The sequence below is a fragment of the Pseudomonas sp. CBS genome, from assembly GCF_024734645.1.
Lineage (GTDB): Bacteria > Pseudomonadota > Gammaproteobacteria > Pseudomonadales > Pseudomonadaceae > Aquipseudomonas.
The window spans coordinates 4,645,581-4,660,545 of the sequence record NZ_CP102929.1; the positions used below are offsets into that span (position 1 = coordinate 4,645,581).

Genomic DNA, 14,965 nt, shown 5'->3' on the forward strand with positions numbered 1-14,965 from the left:
TTCCAATTGTAGGAGCGAGCTTGCTCGCGAAAAACCTGAGGGCGCCGCGGGGTGTCAGGTGCCCCGCGTTATCGTTGACGATTTTCGCGAGCAAGCTCGCTCCTACAGGGTTCAGTGGCGGTAGGTGGAACCGGTGTGTTGTTCGGGCAGGTGCGCTGAGTGGTGGAACACTTTTTCCCGCAGCGTCCCGGTGTCATACGCGGTCTTGTACGAGCCCCGGCGCTGCAACTCCGGCACCACCAGTTCGATAAAGTCGACGTAGCTTTCCGGGGTGACGATGCGCGTCAGGTTGAAGCCATCCAGGCCGGTTTCGCTGATCCATGATTCAAGTTCATCCGCCACCTGTGCCGGCGAGCCCACCAGGGTGATGTAGCGGCCGCCGAGGGCGTGTTGCTCCAGTAATTTGCGCCGGGTCCAGTCGTTGTTTTGCAGGTTTTTGGTCGCGGACTGAATGGCGTTGCTCTTCACGTACTGGATCGGTTCATCGATTTCGTACTGGGAAAAATCAATCGCGGTGGACGCCGAGAAATGCGCCACGCCAGCTTCCGCACTGGCGTAGCTCAGGTACTCGGCGTGCTTGGCCCATGCGGCTTCTTCGGTGGCGCCGACAATCACGTTCAGCCCCATGAACACCTTGATGTCCTCCGGGTTACGCCCGGCTTCCACGGCGCTGGCGCGCACCTTGTCCACCTGGATTTTGGTCGAGGCCTTGTTCTGCCCGCTGATGAATACGCACTCGGCATGACGCCCGGCGAACAGCAAACCACGGTCCGAACTGCCCGCCTGGAACAGCACCGGTGTGCGTTGCGGCGACGGCTCGCACAGGTGATAACCCTCCACCTGATAGAACTCGCCCTTGTGCTCGACCTTGTGCACCTTCTCCGGCTGGGCATACACCCGCGCCTGCGGATCGTTGATCACCGCGTCGTTTTCCCAACTGCCTTCCCAAAGCTTGTAGAGCACTTCCAGGTATTCGTCGGCCTGGTCGTAGCGCCGGTCATGCTCGACCTGCTCGGTCAGGCCCATGGCCTTGGCGGCACTGTCCAGATAGCCGGTGACGATGTTCCAGCCCACCCGGCCACGGCTCAGGTGGTCGAGGGTCGACATGCGCCGGGCGAACAGATACGGCGGTTCGTAAGTGAGGTTGGCGGTCAGGCCGAAGCCGAGGTTTTTGGTCACCGCCGCCATGGCCGAGACCAGCAGCAACGGGTCGTTGACCGGCAGCTGGATCGACTCTTTGAGCGGCACATCCACCGAGTTCTGGTAGACGTCGTACACGCCGACGATGTCGGCGATGAACAGCCCGTCGAACAGTCCGCGCTCCAGTAGCTGTGCCAGTTCGGTCCAGTATTCGAGGGTCTTGTATTGAGTCGAAGTGTCCCGTGGATGGGTCCACAGGCCATGGTTGATGTGCCCGATGCAGTTCATGTTGAAGGCATTGAGCAGGATCTTTTTCTTGGCCATCAGATAGTCCCCCGCAGTGGCGGGTTTTCATCGTTGAGGTAGTAATTGCCCACAGCAAAGTACTTCCAGCGCACCGGGTCGTGCAGGGTGTGCACCCGAGCGTTGCGCCAGTGGCGGTCCAGACCGTGTTCGGCGAGGGTGGCCTGGCTGCCCGCGAGTTCGAACAGGGTGCTGCCGGCGGCCAGGGAAATCTCGGTGCTGAGGGCGCGCACTTCAGCGACGGCGATGGATGCGGCCGCGACGGTGTCGGCATTGCTGTCAGCCTGGGCACGGTCGAGGAATTCACCGGAGCGCTCCAGCAGGGCTTCTGTGGCGTGCAGGCGGATGCTCAAGTGGCCGAAGCTTTTCAGGGTCAGCGGGTCTTCGGTGGCCTTGTCGCTGGTGGCGTCGATCCATGGCCGGGTCTTGGTGCGCACGAAGTGCAGCGCATCTTCATAGGCCGCACGGGCGATGCCGGTGTCGATGGCGGCGTGAAGGATCTGCGCCAGCGGGCCGACGGTGGTCGGGCGTTCGAAGGCGCTCTGGAACGGAATCACGTCCTGGGCCGCGACCCACACGTTATCGAACACCACCGAACCGCTGCCGGTGGTGCGCTGGCCGAAGCCGCTCCAGTCGTCGATCACAGTCAGGCCCTCACTGTCACGGGTGACAAAGGCCAGTTGCTGCACGCCGTTTTCGTCCACCACAGACGTGGGAATACGTTGGGCGTAGATCGCGCCGGTCGAGTAGAACTTGCGACCGGTGATACGGAAACCGTCACCGTCGCGGGTGATTTTCGTGACGCGGTCGTGGGCGGTCTTGGTGCCCAATTCTGCCAGGGCATTGCCGAAGCGCTGGCCGGCGAGGACTTCGGCGTACAGGCGTTTTTGCTGCGCCGGGCTGCCATTTACCCGCAGTACTTCGAGGGCATAAAAGTGGTTTTGCGGGATCTGCCCCAAGGATGCATCCGCCTGGGCAATCAGTGCCGTGACCTTGGCCAGGGTCACGTTGGAAACACCGGCACCGCCGAATTCCTTGGGTACGCTGATGCCCCACAGGCCGGAGCGGGAAAACACGTCCAGTTCAGGCAGGGGCAAGCGGCGTTCGCGGTCACGCAAGGCGCTGTCGCGGCGGAAGTCTTCGGCCAGGTCGCTGGCGACAATAAGGGCTTGTTCATCGCTGGTAATAACCGCGACGTGATGAGAAAGAGTCATAGGTTTCTCCAGAGGTCTGGTCGTTAAATCCAGGAATGCCGGGCAGGCAAAGCGCCGTTCAGGTGATAGGCGCCCACCGCGTGATATTTCCAGCGCACCGGGTCGTGCAGGGTGTGTACCCGGGCGTTGCGCCAGTGACGGTCGAGGTTGAATTCGGCGAGGGTCGCGCGGCTGCCGGCCAGTTCGAACAGCTTTTCGCTGGCAAGCAAGGAAATCTCGGTGGTCAGCACCTTGGCTTCGGCCACGGCAATCGAGGCGCGTGCGGCAGACTGCGCGGTGATCGGTGCGGCACTGACTTGATCCAGTACCTGGCCGGCCTTGCGCAACAGCGCTTCAGCGGCGTGCAGTTCGATCTTCAGCTTGCCGATATCGGCGATCACATACAGGTCATCGCTGGCCCGCTCGACCTTGGCGTCGATCCATGGCCGCGAGCGTTCGCGTACGAAGCTGATGGTGTCGTCCAGCGCACCACGGGCGATGCCGGCGTCGATGGCCGCCTGGATCAATTGCGAAACGGCGCCCTGGATCCCCGGCGTTTCGCCGAGGCGCCACGTCTCCACCACCAGTTCGGCGTCCACCGCCACCTGATCGAGCAGCACCGTGCCGCTGGCCGTGGTGCGTTGGCCAAAGCCTGACCAGTCATCGACGATACGCAGGCCTTCGGTGCCACGGCGCACGAACGCCATGACGACTTTGCCTTCATCGTTCAACGCCTTGACCGCCACCCAATGGGCGAACAGCGCGCCAGTGGAGTAGAACTTCTGGCCACTGATGACGTAGCCGTCACCCTCGGCGGTGATGCGTGACTTGAGGTCCAGGGTGTTTTTGGTGCCGCGTTCCGGGCCGCCGTTGCCGATGCGCCAGCCGTCCAGCACGCTCTGGAACAGCTGCTTTTTCTGGCGTTCGCTGGCCGCACCTTGCAGCACGTGCAGGATGCCGAAATGGTTCTGCGGGATTTGCCCCAGCGCCGGGTCGGCCGCGCTGATGATCGCGAACACCTCGGCCAGGGTCACAAAGGACACTTGCGGGCCGCCGTACTCACGGGGAATGGAAATACTGCCCAGGCCACTGCGGGTGAAGTGTTCGAGTTCAGCCCAAGGCAGTTTGCGTTGCTGATCGCGCCTGGCCGCTTGCAGGCGCGCAGCCTGTGCCAGCTCATGAGCCGCGCTCAGGGCCTCGGCGTCGTTGCGCAGCACCTTGGCGGGCAACAACAGCGGGGCGACGTCCAGATCACTCTGGGGGGGTGTTTGTGCCAAGTTAGACATCAGCGCCGCTCCTTGGCTGCACGTAATGCCCTGGCGTTACGCACCGGGGTAATTTTGACCATACCTACCTCACATCCGTTGAAAAGATAAAAAATCAGGAATGTCCGGTGGTCCGGTGCATATACCCTAAGCGTGTTAAATTTTTAAATAAACTAACTTTTAGGAATATGCATAGAAGGTCTGTCACCCCGGCTCACAGGGCGAACCGGGGCGGCGGGGTTGGTAGACCAGCACAGGCTTGGCGGGGCTGGTCGGAGCCTTGGGAACGTGCGTGGCGATGCGCAGGGCGCGGGCTGGCGCCCAGCGTGAATTATTGCCGACCCGGTCGCGAATGCAGTAGGTCACTTCGAGGCGATGGTCATCCCCGGCCTCGACGATGATCGTCGACGGCACCCACACCTGCACCGCCTTACCGACATCGCCGGCCTGGATTTTTGGCAGGTCCAGGCGGACGTCACCCCAGCGCAGCGTGATCTCGTCGTCGGTCGCCATGTTCAGGTACGGCTCGATGGTGAGGGGCACGCCTCGGCGAATCTGGCTGCTGTTGAGGCCATGGCGGCGGATGGTTTCGGGCAGGCTGACGGCGGCCAGGTTCTGGTTTTCGTCAATGCTCAGTGCACAGGGCAGGCCGCCGGGGTAATCAGTCTTGATCTGCACCCGGGTGATGGCTGAGTGCGCCGAGTCGCGTCCGACTTGCATGACCCGGTAATGAATCCGCGCCGGGCCATTTTGCACAAAGCTTTCCGGCACCCGCAGGCGGGTGGGCATGCCGATTTTGCCGGCGGTGACACGCCGGGAGGCGGCAAAGCAGTTGTTCCAGAACAACTCGATCAGGTCGCCTTCATCCATGCCGCAGTAAGGCGCGATATCGACTTGCAGGTTTGTCGCGGCGAGGGCATTGATGCCTTCTCGATTGGCCTGGGGCAAGGTCGGGGCAGTGAGCAGCGCCTGGGTGGAAATACGCTTCATAAATAATCTCCTTGATGCAGCCAGCAGCCATCGCTCCGGACATTAAGCGCGGGCAGGCGGCGTAGTCCGAAAGGAACGACTTAATGAAAAACCGGAATGGATCCAATTATCTGGGTTCTAGATAAGAGGCTTGGTTAGTTGGCGTCAAGAGGCGGGGCGGGGCAAACAGGGGGTTATGGAATATTCAGAAAGGTCTTACTGGAGGGGCACTTGAAGTGAGTGTTTCAAGGTGACTTTTACCCAATGAATAAAGGGCACTTCCCAAAAAACGCTAAAGGAGAGAGTTGCCTTTCGGCAACTCTATTAAGCGAAGATTCTTACACTTTATAGGCGCAAGTTAGTTGTTGATAAACTTGCTCAGAAACTGCCGGGTACGTTCTTCTTTCGGGTTGGCAAACAGTGCCTTTGCATCGCCTTGTTCAACAATTACACCCTTGTCGAAGAAGATCACGCGATTGGCAACATCCCTGGCAAAACTCATCTCGTGGGTCACGATGACCATGGTGCGGTTTTCTTCCGCGAGGCTGCGAATGGTCGCCAGCACTTCGCCTACCAGCTCCGGGTCCAGGGCCGAGGTGGGTTCATCGAACAGGATCACCTCGGGTTCCATCGCCAAGGCCCGGGCAATGGCTACCCGTTGCTGCTGCCCGCCGGACAGGCGCCGTGGGTAGGCGTCTTCCTTGCCCGCCAGGCCGACCCTGGCCAATAGCTTGCGGCCGAGGGCATCCGCGGCGGCCCGGGGCATCTTCTTGACCACGATCGGGCCTTCGATGACGTTCTCCAGGGCCGTGCGGTGGGGGAACAGGTTGAAGTTCTGGAACACAAAGCCCACGTGCTGGCGCAGGCGCCGCACCAGGCTTTGTTGTTGATTGAGCGGGCGGCTGCTGTCGATCTCGATGTCACCGACCTTGATCCGGCCACTGGTGGGTTCTTCGAGGAAATTCAGGCAGCGCAGGAAGGTGGTCTTGCCGGAACCGCTGGGGCCGATGATGGCGACGACTTCGCCTTCCTTGACCTCAAGGTCGATCCCGTTAAGCACCACCTGCCCCTTGAATTGTTTGGTCAGTTTTTCAACCACGATCATGCTTCAAGACTCCAGGTCATGCCGGTTGACTCGTGCTTCCAGGCGGTTTTGCACGTGCGCCAGAACGCTGGCAAGAATCCAGTAGATCAAGGCGGCGGACAGATACATGGTGAAAATTTCGAAGGTGCGGGCCGAGACCAACTGCGCCTGGCGGAACAGTTCCGGCACCTGGATGGTGGCAGCCAGGGCGGTGTCCTTGACCAGGGAAATAAAGCTGTTGCCCAACGGCGGCAAGGCCGTGCGCATGGCCTGCGGCAGGATGGCCCGGCGCAGGGTCTGCGCACGGGTCATGCCGATACTGGCCGCAGCTTCCCACTGGCCGCGCTCGATGGAACCGATGGCGGCACGCAGGATTTCGCAGGCATAAGCGGCCATGTTCAGCGAGAAGCCGATCATGGCGGCCGGGATAGGATCCAGCTCGATGCCCACTTGCGGCAAGCCGTAGTAGATCAGGAACAGCTGTACCAGCAAGGGCGTGCCGCGAAAGAACGACACGTAGACGCGGGCGGTCCAGCTCAACAGCTTGAAGCGCGACAGGCGCATCAAGGCCAGGCCGAAGCCCAGCAGCAAGCCGAAAAACATCCCGCCAAGGCTAAGAATGACCGTGTAATACGCGCCCTTGAGCAGAAAGGGCGCGGAGTCCAGCGCGAGTTGGAAACCTGCTTCCATTATTGAGTAACGTCAGCGTTGAAGTACTTCTCGGACAGCTTCTTCAAGGTACCGTCGGCGCGCAGTTCGTCGAGGGCCTTGTTCACGGCGGCCAGCAGTTCAGGCTCGCCTTTGCGCAGGGCAATACCGGCTTCCTGACGGGAGAAAGCAGCACCTGCAGCGGCAGTGTCCTTGGCTTTCTTGGCGTATTCCAGCGCCGCCAGGCGGTCGATCAGGATGGCGTCGACACGGCCGATGCGCAGGTCCTGGAACTTGGTTGGGTCATCGTTATAGGTTTTGACGATGGCTTTCGGTTGGTTTTCCTTGAGCCATTGTTCGTAGTTGGTACCCAGGCCCACACCGATCTTCTTGCCGGCCAGGTCGTCGGCGGTCTTGATGGTGTCGACGTTTTTCGCCAGGGTCAGCGCCTGGATACCGGAGACGGTATACGGCTTGGAGAAGTCGTACTTTTCCTTGCGCGCGTCGGAGATGGTCACCTGGTTGACGACTGCGTCCAGGCGCTTGGATTCCAGGGCGGCGAGGATGCCATCCCACGGCGTGGCTTGCAGCTTGACCTTGACGCCGAGCTTCTTGGCCAGCGCTTCGGACAACTCGACCTCGAAACCGCTGAGCTTGCCGCTTTCATCGACGAAGCTGAACGGTGGGTAGGTGCCTTCCAGGCCAATCTTGATTTCGCCGGCTTTCTTGATGTTATCCAACTGCTCGCCGGCAACCGCCTGACCGAGCCACCCGGCGCCAAGCGCCAGCCCCAACGTACCAACCAGTAACGTGCGACGGAATACGGAAATAGTCATGAAGAGCCCCTGTGTTTTTATGTTGAGCGATGCAGGTGACGCGGTAGTCGTATCCTGCCTTAAAAGCGCGGTGTGTGGGAGCGGGCTTGCTCGCGAATGCATCAACTCGGTGGTGAAGTTTTTACCGAGTTGTGGGCATCGCCAGCAGATTCGCCTACGGCGCGACTATAAAGCCGGTTTTTAAGACTTGAAAATAATATAAAATCAGACTGATATTTCTTTATGGAATATCAAAAGCTCGAATCATAAGCGAACAATGCCGGTGCGCCACCGGTGTGCAGGAAGATGATCGGCCCCTCTTCAAAGCGCTGGCGGCCAATGCCATCCAGCAACCCGGCCATGGCTTTGCCCGTGTAGACCGGGTCCAGCAGCAAGCCTTCCTGGCTGGCCACCAGCTTGATCGCCGCCAGCGTGCCGGCACTCGGTTCGCCATAACGGGGGGCGAAGTACTCGTCCCACAGGATCACCTTGAAAGCGTCCGGCAGCGGCACACCGAGCAATTCGGCGGTGCGTTCGGCCAGGCCTTGCACCTTGGGGCGCTGGGCTTCGTCGGTGCGGGACACCGTGACGCCAATCACTTGCAGGTCCGGCAGTACTTCGGCCAGTGCCAGTGCCAGCCCGCTGTGGGTGCCGGCGCTGCCGGAGGCCAGGACCACGGTGGAGAACGGGATGCCGCTGGCTTCAATCTGCCCGGCCAGCTCCAGCCCGGCGCGCACATAACCCAGGGCGCCGAGGGCGTTGGAGCCGCCGATGGGCACCAGGTACGGCTTCTTGCCGTTACTGCGCAGGCGGTCGGCGAGGGCGTTGAGCTGGTCGTCGACGTTGTCCAGGTTCTCTACCAGCTCGACCTTGGCGTCGAACAGTTCCAGCAACAGGCGATTGCCGTTGGCCAGGTAGTTGGGGTCTTCGGTGCCTGTCGGGTTTTCCAGCAGGGCGACGCAGCCCAGGCCCAGCTTGGCGGCCAGTGCGGCGGTTTGACGTACATGGTTGGACTGGATCGCGCCGGCGGTCACCAGGGTGTCGGCACCTTGGGCGAGCGCATCGGCGGCGAGGTATTCGAGTTTGCGCAGCTTGTTGCCGCCCATCGCCAATGGTGTGGTGTCGTCGCGTTTGACGTAGACGTCACGCCCCAGCCAGGCCGACAGCCGCTCGAGTTTTTCCAGGGCGGTAGCGCCGCCCAGCAGTTCCAGACGGTTAAAGCGGTCGAGCTGTTGTTTGATCATGGCTACGCACGGGTGGTCAGAGATGCACCGACTATAGGCAGGCACTTTTCAGGGGGCAACCGCCAATCGCTTATGTCTGTGGGTTATTAGCATTGCACTATTGGTTCTTAAGGACGCTCAGGTGCCTTGCCGTAAAGTGGTGGGCATTTCGTCAGGAGTGAAGACCGTGAGTGAGCGTTCCAGTCATTGGCAATTACAGACCATCGTCAGCCAGCTGCGCAGCGCCCGGGACCAGTGGCGTACCCGCAATGGCCGGGTCAGCGGCGAGCAGGGTGGGCGCGAGCTGCCTTCACGGGAAGCCGTGGCGCAGATTCTCGAGGCGTTGTGCGGTGCGCTGTTCCCTATGCGTTTGGGGCCGGTGGACCTGCGTGAAGAAAGTGAAGACTTCTACGTCGGCCATACCCTGGATGTGGCGCTGAACGCGTTGCTCGCCCAGGCGCGGCTGGAGCTGCGGTATGCCGCACGCCAAGGCGGCCAGGATGACAGTGAGGTCGACGCCCATGCCATCCACCTGATCCAGGATTTCGCCCTGGCATTGCCAGCCTTGCGCAGCCTGTTGGACACCGACGTACTTGCCGCCTACCACGGCGATCCGGCGGCCCGCAGCGTGGATGAAGTGCTGTTGTGCTACCCGGGGATTCTGGCGGTGATTCACCATCGCCTGGCGCATCACTTGTACCGGGCGGGCTTGCCATTGCTGGCGCGGATCAGTGCGGAAATCGCGCACTCGGCAACCGGGATTGATATTCACCCGGGCGCGCAGATTGGCCCGAGCTTCTTCATCGACCACGGGACAGGTGTGGTGATTGGCGAGACGGCGATCATCGGCGAACGGGTGCGTATCTATCAGGCCGTGACCTTGGGCGCCAAGCGTTTCCCGGCGGATGAAGACGGGCAATTGCAGAAGGGCCATCCGCGGCATCCGATTGTCGAGGATGATGTGGTGATCTACGCCGGGGCGACGATTCTGGGGCGGATCACGATTGGCAAGGGTTCGACCATTGGCGGCAACGTGTGGCTGACGCGGAGCGTGCCGGCGGGAGCGAACCTGACCCAGGCGAATCTGCAGCATGATGACGGGACGCAGAAGTAAAACCCCTCTCTCAAGATCACACAGCTCAAATGTGGGAGCGGGCTTGCTCGCGAATGCGGTGTATCAGTCGCCAGAAGTGCTGGCTGACACGCCGCATTCGCGAGCAAGCCCGCTCCCACATGTGTCTGCATTCCAAATTCGAGCCGCCATTACCCAAATTCGAGCCGTATTTCCCTCAGCCATCGCTGAACGTTTCGTCATCCCCATACGTCATACCTTTCCTTGAGCTAGTGTAGGAAATACCTACCACTCGGCCCTGCGATTAGTCCTCAAACCCCTATCCATGTTTAACTTGACTGTTCGTTCAAGTTAAATCGGTGGTTCGCTGCCCGCTCACAACAGGAGGCTTACCTTTGCTGAGTCCGTTTTTTACAGCCACATCCCACACCCTTGAGGTGCACCCTTCATGAGTGCATCGTCCATACCTTCAAGCGGTCTGGTCCGCATGAACCCGCCGGTGTTTTACTTCGCCGCGAGCTTCATCCTGCTGTTCGGCCTGACTGTCATCGCGATTCCCGAACAAGCCGGCGCCTGGCTGCTGGCCGCCCAAAACTGGGCGGCCAATACGGTCGGCTGGTACTACATGCTGGCGATGACCCTGTATCTGGTCTTCGTGGTGGTCACCGCGTTATCGGGCTACGGCAAGATCAAACTCGGTGCCGACCACGACGAGCCCGAATTCAGTTACCTGTCCTGGGCGGGCATGCTGTTCGCCGCCGGGATCAGCATCACGCTGTTTTTCTTTTGCGTTTCCGAACCGTTGACTCACCTGGTGCAACCGCCCCAGGGCGAGGCGCTGAACGGTGACGCGGCGCGCCAGGCCATGCAGATCCTGTTTCTGCACTGGGGCCTGCATGGCTGGGGTGTGTTCGCCTTCGTCGGCATGGCCCTGGCGTATTTCGCCTACCGGCATAACCTGCCGCTGGCGTTGCGTTCGGCGCTGTACCCGCTGATCGGCAAGCGCATCAACGGCCCCATCGGTTATGCCGTGGACGGCTTCGGCATCATCGCCACGGTGTTCGGCCTTGGCGCCGACATGGGCTTTGGCGTGTTGCACCTCAACTCCGGGCTGGATTACCTGTTCGGCGTGGCCCACACCCAGTGGATCCAGGTCGGCCTCATCACTTTGATGATGGGCGCAGCAATTCTTGTCGCCGTCTCGGGCGTCGACAAGGGCGTGCGGGTGATGTCTGACATCAACATGCTGCTGGCCTGTGCGCTGCTGCTGTTCGTGTTGTTTGCGGGGCCCACCCAGCACTTGCTCAACACCCTGATCCAGAACATCGGCGACTACCTCGGCGCTTTGCCGACCAAGAGTTTCGACCTCTACGCCTACGACAAACCCAGCGACTGGCTGGGCGGCTGGACCGTGTTCTATTGGGCCTGGTGGATCGCATGGTCGCCGTTCGTGGGCCTGTTTATCGCGCGTATTTCCCGCGGCCGCACCATCCGTGAGTTCGTGTTCGGCGTGCTGTTGATCCCGTTGGGCTTCACCCTGGCGTGGATGTCGATCTTCGGCAACAGCGCCATCGACCAGGTGCTCAACCACGGCCTCACGGCGCTCGGTCAGTCGGCCATCGATGATCCGTCGATGAGCCTCTACCTGCTGCTGGAAACCTACCCGTGGAGCAAGACGGTGATCGCCGTCACGGTGTTTATCAGCTTCGTGTTCTTCGTCACTTCGGCCGACTCCGGCACCGTGGTGCTCTCGACCTTGTCGGCCAAAGGCGGCAACGCCGATGAAGACGGGCCGAAGTGGCTGCGGGTGTTCTGGGGCGCGATGACCGCGTTGGTGACCAGCGCGCTGTTGTTTGCCGGTAGCATCGACTCGCTCAAGTCGGCCGTGGTGCTGACCTCGCTACCGTTCTCGATGATCTTGCTGCTGATGATGTGGGGGCTGCACAAGGCGTTCTACCTCGAATCCCAGAAGCAGATTGCGCAGATGCATTCCCTCGCACCTGTGTCGGGCTCACGCAAAGGCACGGGCGGTTGGCGCCAGCGTTTGAGCCAGGCGGTGCATTTCCCGTCACGGGATGAGGTGTACCGTTTCCTCGAGACCACGGTGCGTCCGGCCATCGAAGAAGTGACGGCGGTGTTTGTCGAAAAAGGCCTCAACGTCGTCACCCAGCCTGACCCGTCCAACGACAGCGTCAGCCTGGAAATCGGCCACGGCGAACAGCATCCGTTCGTGTACCAGGTGCAGATGCGCGGCTATTTCACCCCGTCATTCGCACGGGGCGGCATGGGTTCCAAGCAGCTCAACAACCGCCGCTACTACCGGGCGGAAGTGCACTTGAGTGAGGGCAGCCAGGACTACGACCTGGTGGGCTACACCAAAGAGCAGATCATCAACGACATCCTCGACCAGTACGAACGGCATATGCAGTTCCTGCACCTGGTTCGCTAAACGAAAAAGGCCCTGTTCAATACCTCGAACAGGGCCTTTTTTTTGCTCCTCGTCTCGCCTCCATACCCCTCCACCCTTGGCGCGCTGAAGCGCTCGCCAGCGCCCGCAAAGCCCCGTGTTTGAAGGGTTCCTTAAATTTAATTTCATCCGGGTAAAGGGTGTTTTGACTCCGAACTGTCACATGGCCATCGCCTAATTGTGTGAAGCGTTTGACGCTTTCATTTCAGAACAGTGACGGAGACCGGTACCAATGAAGACGTTATTGAGCCCCATGGTAGGTGCCGCCATGGCGAGCTTTATGCTGTCCGCCCACGCCGATTTTATCGATGACAGCCACGCCGACGTGACCCTGCTCAACCGCTACCTCAATCAGCAGGGGCGCGATGTGGTGAACAGCAATAACAAGGCCCATAGCATCCGTGATTGGGGCCAGGGTTTTGAGTTCAACTTCAAGTCCGGCTACACCGATGGCCCAGTGGGCTTTGGCTTGGACTTGCAGGCGTTCTACGGCTTGAAACTGGATTCCGGTGGCGACCTCAATGACAAGGATCACCAGGGCCGTTACCCCGGCAGCATGTTCCCGCTGGATGACGGCAAGTCCGCCGACCAGTTCGGCGTGCTCAGCCCGACCTTCAAGATGCGCTTCGCCCAGGATGAATTGCGCGTCGGCACGCTCTACGGCAACAACCCGGTACTGGCCAACACCGATGGTCGCTTGTACCAGCAGACCAACACGGGCGTGCAGTTGGTTTCCAAGGACTTGACCGACTTCACCTTTACCGCCGGTGACATCCTCAAGACCAAGATCCGCAACGAAACCGGCGACCAGGGCATGATCACCGCCGGCGGCACCAAAGAGAGTGATCGCTTCCTCTACGGCGGCGCGGACTACAAGGGGTTGCCGGACACCACCGTCAGCCTGTGGTACTCCAACCTCGAGGATTACTACCAGCAGTTCTTCCTCGGTGCCAAGCGCCATGACGCCTTGCCTGTGGGCGCAATCGACACCGACGTGCGCCTGTACCGCAGCCTGGGTGTGGGGGCAAACGCCGATGGCGACAAGGACTATTCCGCAGCCGGTCTTTATGGCGACGGCACCTCCAAGGGGCGCATCAACCAGTCCACCGTCAGCCTGTTGGAAAGCTACAGCCTGGACGGCCATACCGTCGGCCTGGGCATCCAGAAAAACAGCGGCGACAGCGACTTCCCGTACCTGGATTCCGGCCTGAACAGCGGTGCCAGCAACCAGGGCCCGGGCTCGGGCGCCGACACCCCGGCACTCACCAACATGCAATTGAACAAGTTCCAGCATGCCGGCGAGCGCACCTGGCTGGCGCAGTACAAATATGACTTCGGCAAGCTCGGCCTCAATGGCCTGACGTTCGCCACGTCCTACGCACACGGTGATGACATCCGCACCACCCAGGGCACTACCAGTGAATGGGAACGTAACGTCACAGTGGCTTACCAAGTGCCCACCGGCACCCTCAAAGGCCTCGGCGTGACGTGGCGAAATGCCCACGCCAGCCCGGATATTACGGGCGCCACCGTGCAAGATGAAAACCGTCTGTATGTGAGCTATGTCGTTCCACTCTGGTAGGACTTTGCTGTAAAAGGGAAAGGCAGACTTAAGCGATTCAGCTGCTTAAAAGGCCCGGGAATATGCTTATTCCCGTGCCTTATTTGCCCCAAGTCCAAGAGAGGATTCGATGACTTACATTGCTGCCGAAAACCGCTATGAATCTATTCCTTATCGCCGCGTAGGTCGCAGCGGACTGGTGCTGCCGGCACTGTCCCTGGGGCTGTGGCACAACTTTGGCGACAGCACCCCGATCGACACCCAGCGTGCCCTCCTGCGCACGGCGTTCGACCTGGGTATCAACCACTTCGACCTGGCCAACAACTACGGCCCCCCGTACGGCAGCGCCGAGATCAACTTCGGCCGTTTGCTGCGGGAAGATTTCAAGCATTACCGCGATGAACTGATCATCTCCAGCAAGGCGGGTTGGGACATGTGGCCAGGCCCTTACGGCCAGGGCGGCGGTTCGCGCAAGTATGTACTGGCGAGCCTCGACCAGAGCCTGCAACGCCTGGGCGTCGACTACGTGGACATCTTCTACTCCCACCGTTTTGATGCCGACACCCCACTGGAAGAAACTGCCAGCGCACTGGCCACTGCTGTGCAACAGGGCAAGGCGTTGTACATCGGGATTTCGTCCTATTCCGGCGTGAAGACCCGGGAGATTGCCGCGCTGCTGCAAGAGTGGAAGGTTCCGCTGCTGATCCATCAGCCGGCCTACAACCTGCTCAATCGCTGGGTGGAAAAAGACCTGCTGGACGTCACCGAAGAACTGGGTGCCGGGGTGATTGCCTTTACGCCATTGGCCCAGGGTCTGTTGACCGACAAATACCTCAACGGCGTACCGGCGGATGCGCGGGTGAATCGCCCGGGTGGTGGTTCGTTGCAGGCCAAGCATTTGTCCGAGGCCAACATCGCCCACGCCCGCGCGCTGAATGAAATTGCCAAGCGTCGCGGCCAGAGCCTGGCGCAGATGGCGCTGGCGTGGACGTTGCGTGATCCACGGGTCACCAGTGCCCTGATCGGTGCAAGCCGGCCGGAGCAGATCATTGAAAACGTCGGGGCGTTGCAGAATTTGAGCTTCAGCGCGCAAGAGCTGGCGGAGATTGACCGGTTTGCCCAGGAAGGCGGGATTAACTTGTGGGAAAAGCCGTCGACGGCTGAATAAGCAGTAGAGCCTGATTTCTGCATCAACCCCTACCCAATGTGGGAGCGGGCTTGCTCG

12 protein-coding genes and 1 pseudogene are annotated in these 14,965 nt (G+C 60.6%); 4 read left to right on the plus strand and 9 right to left on the minus strand.

Going from position 1 to position 14,965, the window contains the following annotated elements; translation table 11 throughout:
- Positions 1 to 4: 4 nt before the first annotated feature.
- The 9 genes and pseudogenes from NVB75_RS21260 to NVB75_RS21300 form a co-directional block, all read right to left on the minus strand.
- Positions 5 to 94 (minus strand): annotated as a pseudogene (locus NVB75_RS21260) (outer membrane lipoprotein carrier protein LolA); the annotation flags it as partial.
- A gap of 17 nt (positions 95 to 111) precedes the next feature.
- Entirely contained in the window at positions 112 to 1,464 is a 1,353-nt protein-coding gene (locus tag NVB75_RS21265) for an LLM class flavin-dependent oxidoreductase (protein ID WP_258343170.1), read from the minus strand.
- Positions 1,464 to 2,657 carry an SfnB family sulfur acquisition oxidoreductase gene (locus NVB75_RS21270; protein ID WP_258343171.1) on the minus strand — a complete coding sequence of 398 codons (1,194 nt, stop codon included), beginning with the start codon at positions 2,655 to 2,657 and terminating at the stop codon, positions 1,464 to 1,466. Before NVB75_RS21270 ends, NVB75_RS21265 begins: the two co-directional genes overlap by 1 nt.
- 23 nt (positions 2,658 to 2,680) lie before the next feature.
- Positions 2,681 to 3,922 carry an SfnB family sulfur acquisition oxidoreductase gene (locus tag NVB75_RS21275; RefSeq protein WP_258343172.1) on the minus strand — a complete coding sequence of 414 codons (1,242 nt, stop codon included), beginning with the start codon at positions 3,920 to 3,922 and terminating at the stop codon, positions 2,681 to 2,683.
- 183 nt (positions 3,923 to 4,105) lie between these two features.
- A complete protein-coding gene (locus NVB75_RS21280; RefSeq protein ID WP_258343173.1) occupies positions 4,106 to 4,891 on the minus strand; it encodes a hypothetical protein in 786 nt (261 codons plus the stop codon).
- Between the two features lie 337 nt (positions 4,892 to 5,228).
- On the minus strand, positions 5,229 to 5,975 hold the full coding sequence (gene tcyN / locus NVB75_RS21285; RefSeq protein WP_063033598.1) for an L-cystine ABC transporter ATP-binding protein TcyN: 747 nt from the start codon (positions 5,973 to 5,975) through the stop codon (positions 5,229 to 5,231).
- Between the two features lie 3 nt (positions 5,976 to 5,978).
- The gene (tcyL, locus tag NVB75_RS21290) at positions 5,979 to 6,644 is read right to left on the minus strand and encodes a cystine ABC transporter permease (protein ID WP_063033597.1); all 666 of its coding nucleotides are present in this window, start codon (positions 6,642 to 6,644) and stop codon (positions 5,979 to 5,981) included.
- Positions 6,644 to 7,438 (minus strand): cystine ABC transporter substrate-binding protein, encoded by a 795-nt coding sequence (tcyJ, locus tag NVB75_RS21295; RefSeq protein ID WP_003211859.1) that lies wholly within the window; start codon positions 7,436 to 7,438, stop codon positions 6,644 to 6,646. Before tcyJ ends, tcyL begins: the two co-directional genes overlap by 1 nt.
- Positions 7,439 to 7,668: 230 nt before the next feature.
- Positions 7,669 to 8,661, minus strand: a complete 993-nt coding sequence (locus NVB75_RS21300) for a D-cysteine desulfhydrase (protein WP_258343176.1) — start codon at positions 8,659 to 8,661, stop codon at positions 7,669 to 7,671.
- 166 nt (positions 8,662 to 8,827) lie between these two features.
- Between NVB75_RS21300 and epsC the strand changes: the two genes are divergently transcribed.
- The 4 genes from epsC to mgrA all read left to right on the plus strand — a co-directional run bounded on the left by epsC (position 8,828) and on the right by mgrA (position 14,908).
- Positions 8,828 to 9,754 carry a serine O-acetyltransferase EpsC gene (gene epsC, locus NVB75_RS21305; RefSeq protein ID WP_010168915.1) on the plus strand — a complete coding sequence of 309 codons (927 nt, stop codon included), beginning with the start codon at positions 8,828 to 8,830 and terminating at the stop codon, positions 9,752 to 9,754.
- 445 nt (positions 9,755 to 10,199) lie between these two features.
- Positions 10,200 to 12,161 carry a choline transporter BetT gene (betT, locus tag NVB75_RS21310; protein ID WP_177025968.1) on the plus strand — a complete coding sequence of 654 codons (1,962 nt, stop codon included), beginning with the start codon at positions 10,200 to 10,202 and terminating at the stop codon, positions 12,159 to 12,161.
- Positions 12,162 to 12,432: 271 nt separating this feature from the next.
- Entirely contained in the window at positions 12,433 to 13,761 is a 1,329-nt protein-coding gene (locus NVB75_RS21315) for an OprD family outer membrane porin (protein ID WP_083676749.1), read from the plus strand.
- 109 nt (positions 13,762 to 13,870) lie between these two features.
- Positions 13,871 to 14,908: an L-glyceraldehyde 3-phosphate reductase gene (mgrA, locus tag NVB75_RS21320; protein ID WP_003211877.1), complete on the plus strand. Its 1,038-nt coding sequence runs from the start codon at positions 13,871 to 13,873 to the stop codon at positions 14,906 to 14,908.
- Positions 14,909 to 14,965: the final 57 nt, after the last annotated feature.

Bases quoted from the DNA above. Each gene is read 5' to 3' on its own strand.
- NVB75_RS21280 (WP_258343173.1), bottom strand. From the start codon at position 4,891: ATGAAGCGTATTTCCACCCAGGCGCTGCTCACTGCCCCGACCTTGCCC.
- tcyJ (WP_003211859.1), bottom strand. From the start codon at position 7,438: ATGACTATTTCCGTATTCCGTCGCACGTTACTGGTTGGTACGTTGGGG.
- NVB75_RS21275 (WP_258343172.1), bottom strand. From the start codon at position 3,922: ATGTCTAACTTGGCACAAACACCCCCCCAGAGTGATCTGGACGTCGCC.
- NVB75_RS21300 (WP_258343176.1), bottom strand. From the start codon at position 8,661: ATGATCAAACAACAGCTCGACCGCTTTAACCGTCTGGAACTGCTGGGC.
- NVB75_RS21265 (WP_258343170.1), bottom strand. From the start codon at position 1,464: ATGGCCAAGAAAAAGATCCTGCTCAATGCCTTCAACATGAACTGCATC.
- NVB75_RS21315 (WP_083676749.1), top strand. From the start codon at position 12,433: ATGGTAGGTGCCGCCATGGCGAGCTTTATGCTGTCCGCCCACGCCGAT.
- tcyN (WP_063033598.1), bottom strand. From the start codon at position 5,975: ATGATCGTGGTTGAAAAACTGACCAAACAATTCAAGGGGCAGGTGGTG.
- NVB75_RS21270 (WP_258343171.1), bottom strand. From the start codon at position 2,657: ATGACTCTTTCTCATCACGTCGCGGTTATTACCAGCGATGAACAAGCC.
- mgrA (WP_003211877.1), top strand. From the start codon at position 13,871: ATGACTTACATTGCTGCCGAAAACCGCTATGAATCTATTCCTTATCGC.
- betT (WP_177025968.1), top strand. From the start codon at position 10,200: ATGAACCCGCCGGTGTTTTACTTCGCCGCGAGCTTCATCCTGCTGTTC.
- tcyL (WP_063033597.1), bottom strand. From the start codon at position 6,644: ATGGAAGCAGGTTTCCAACTCGCGCTGGACTCCGCGCCCTTTCTGCTC.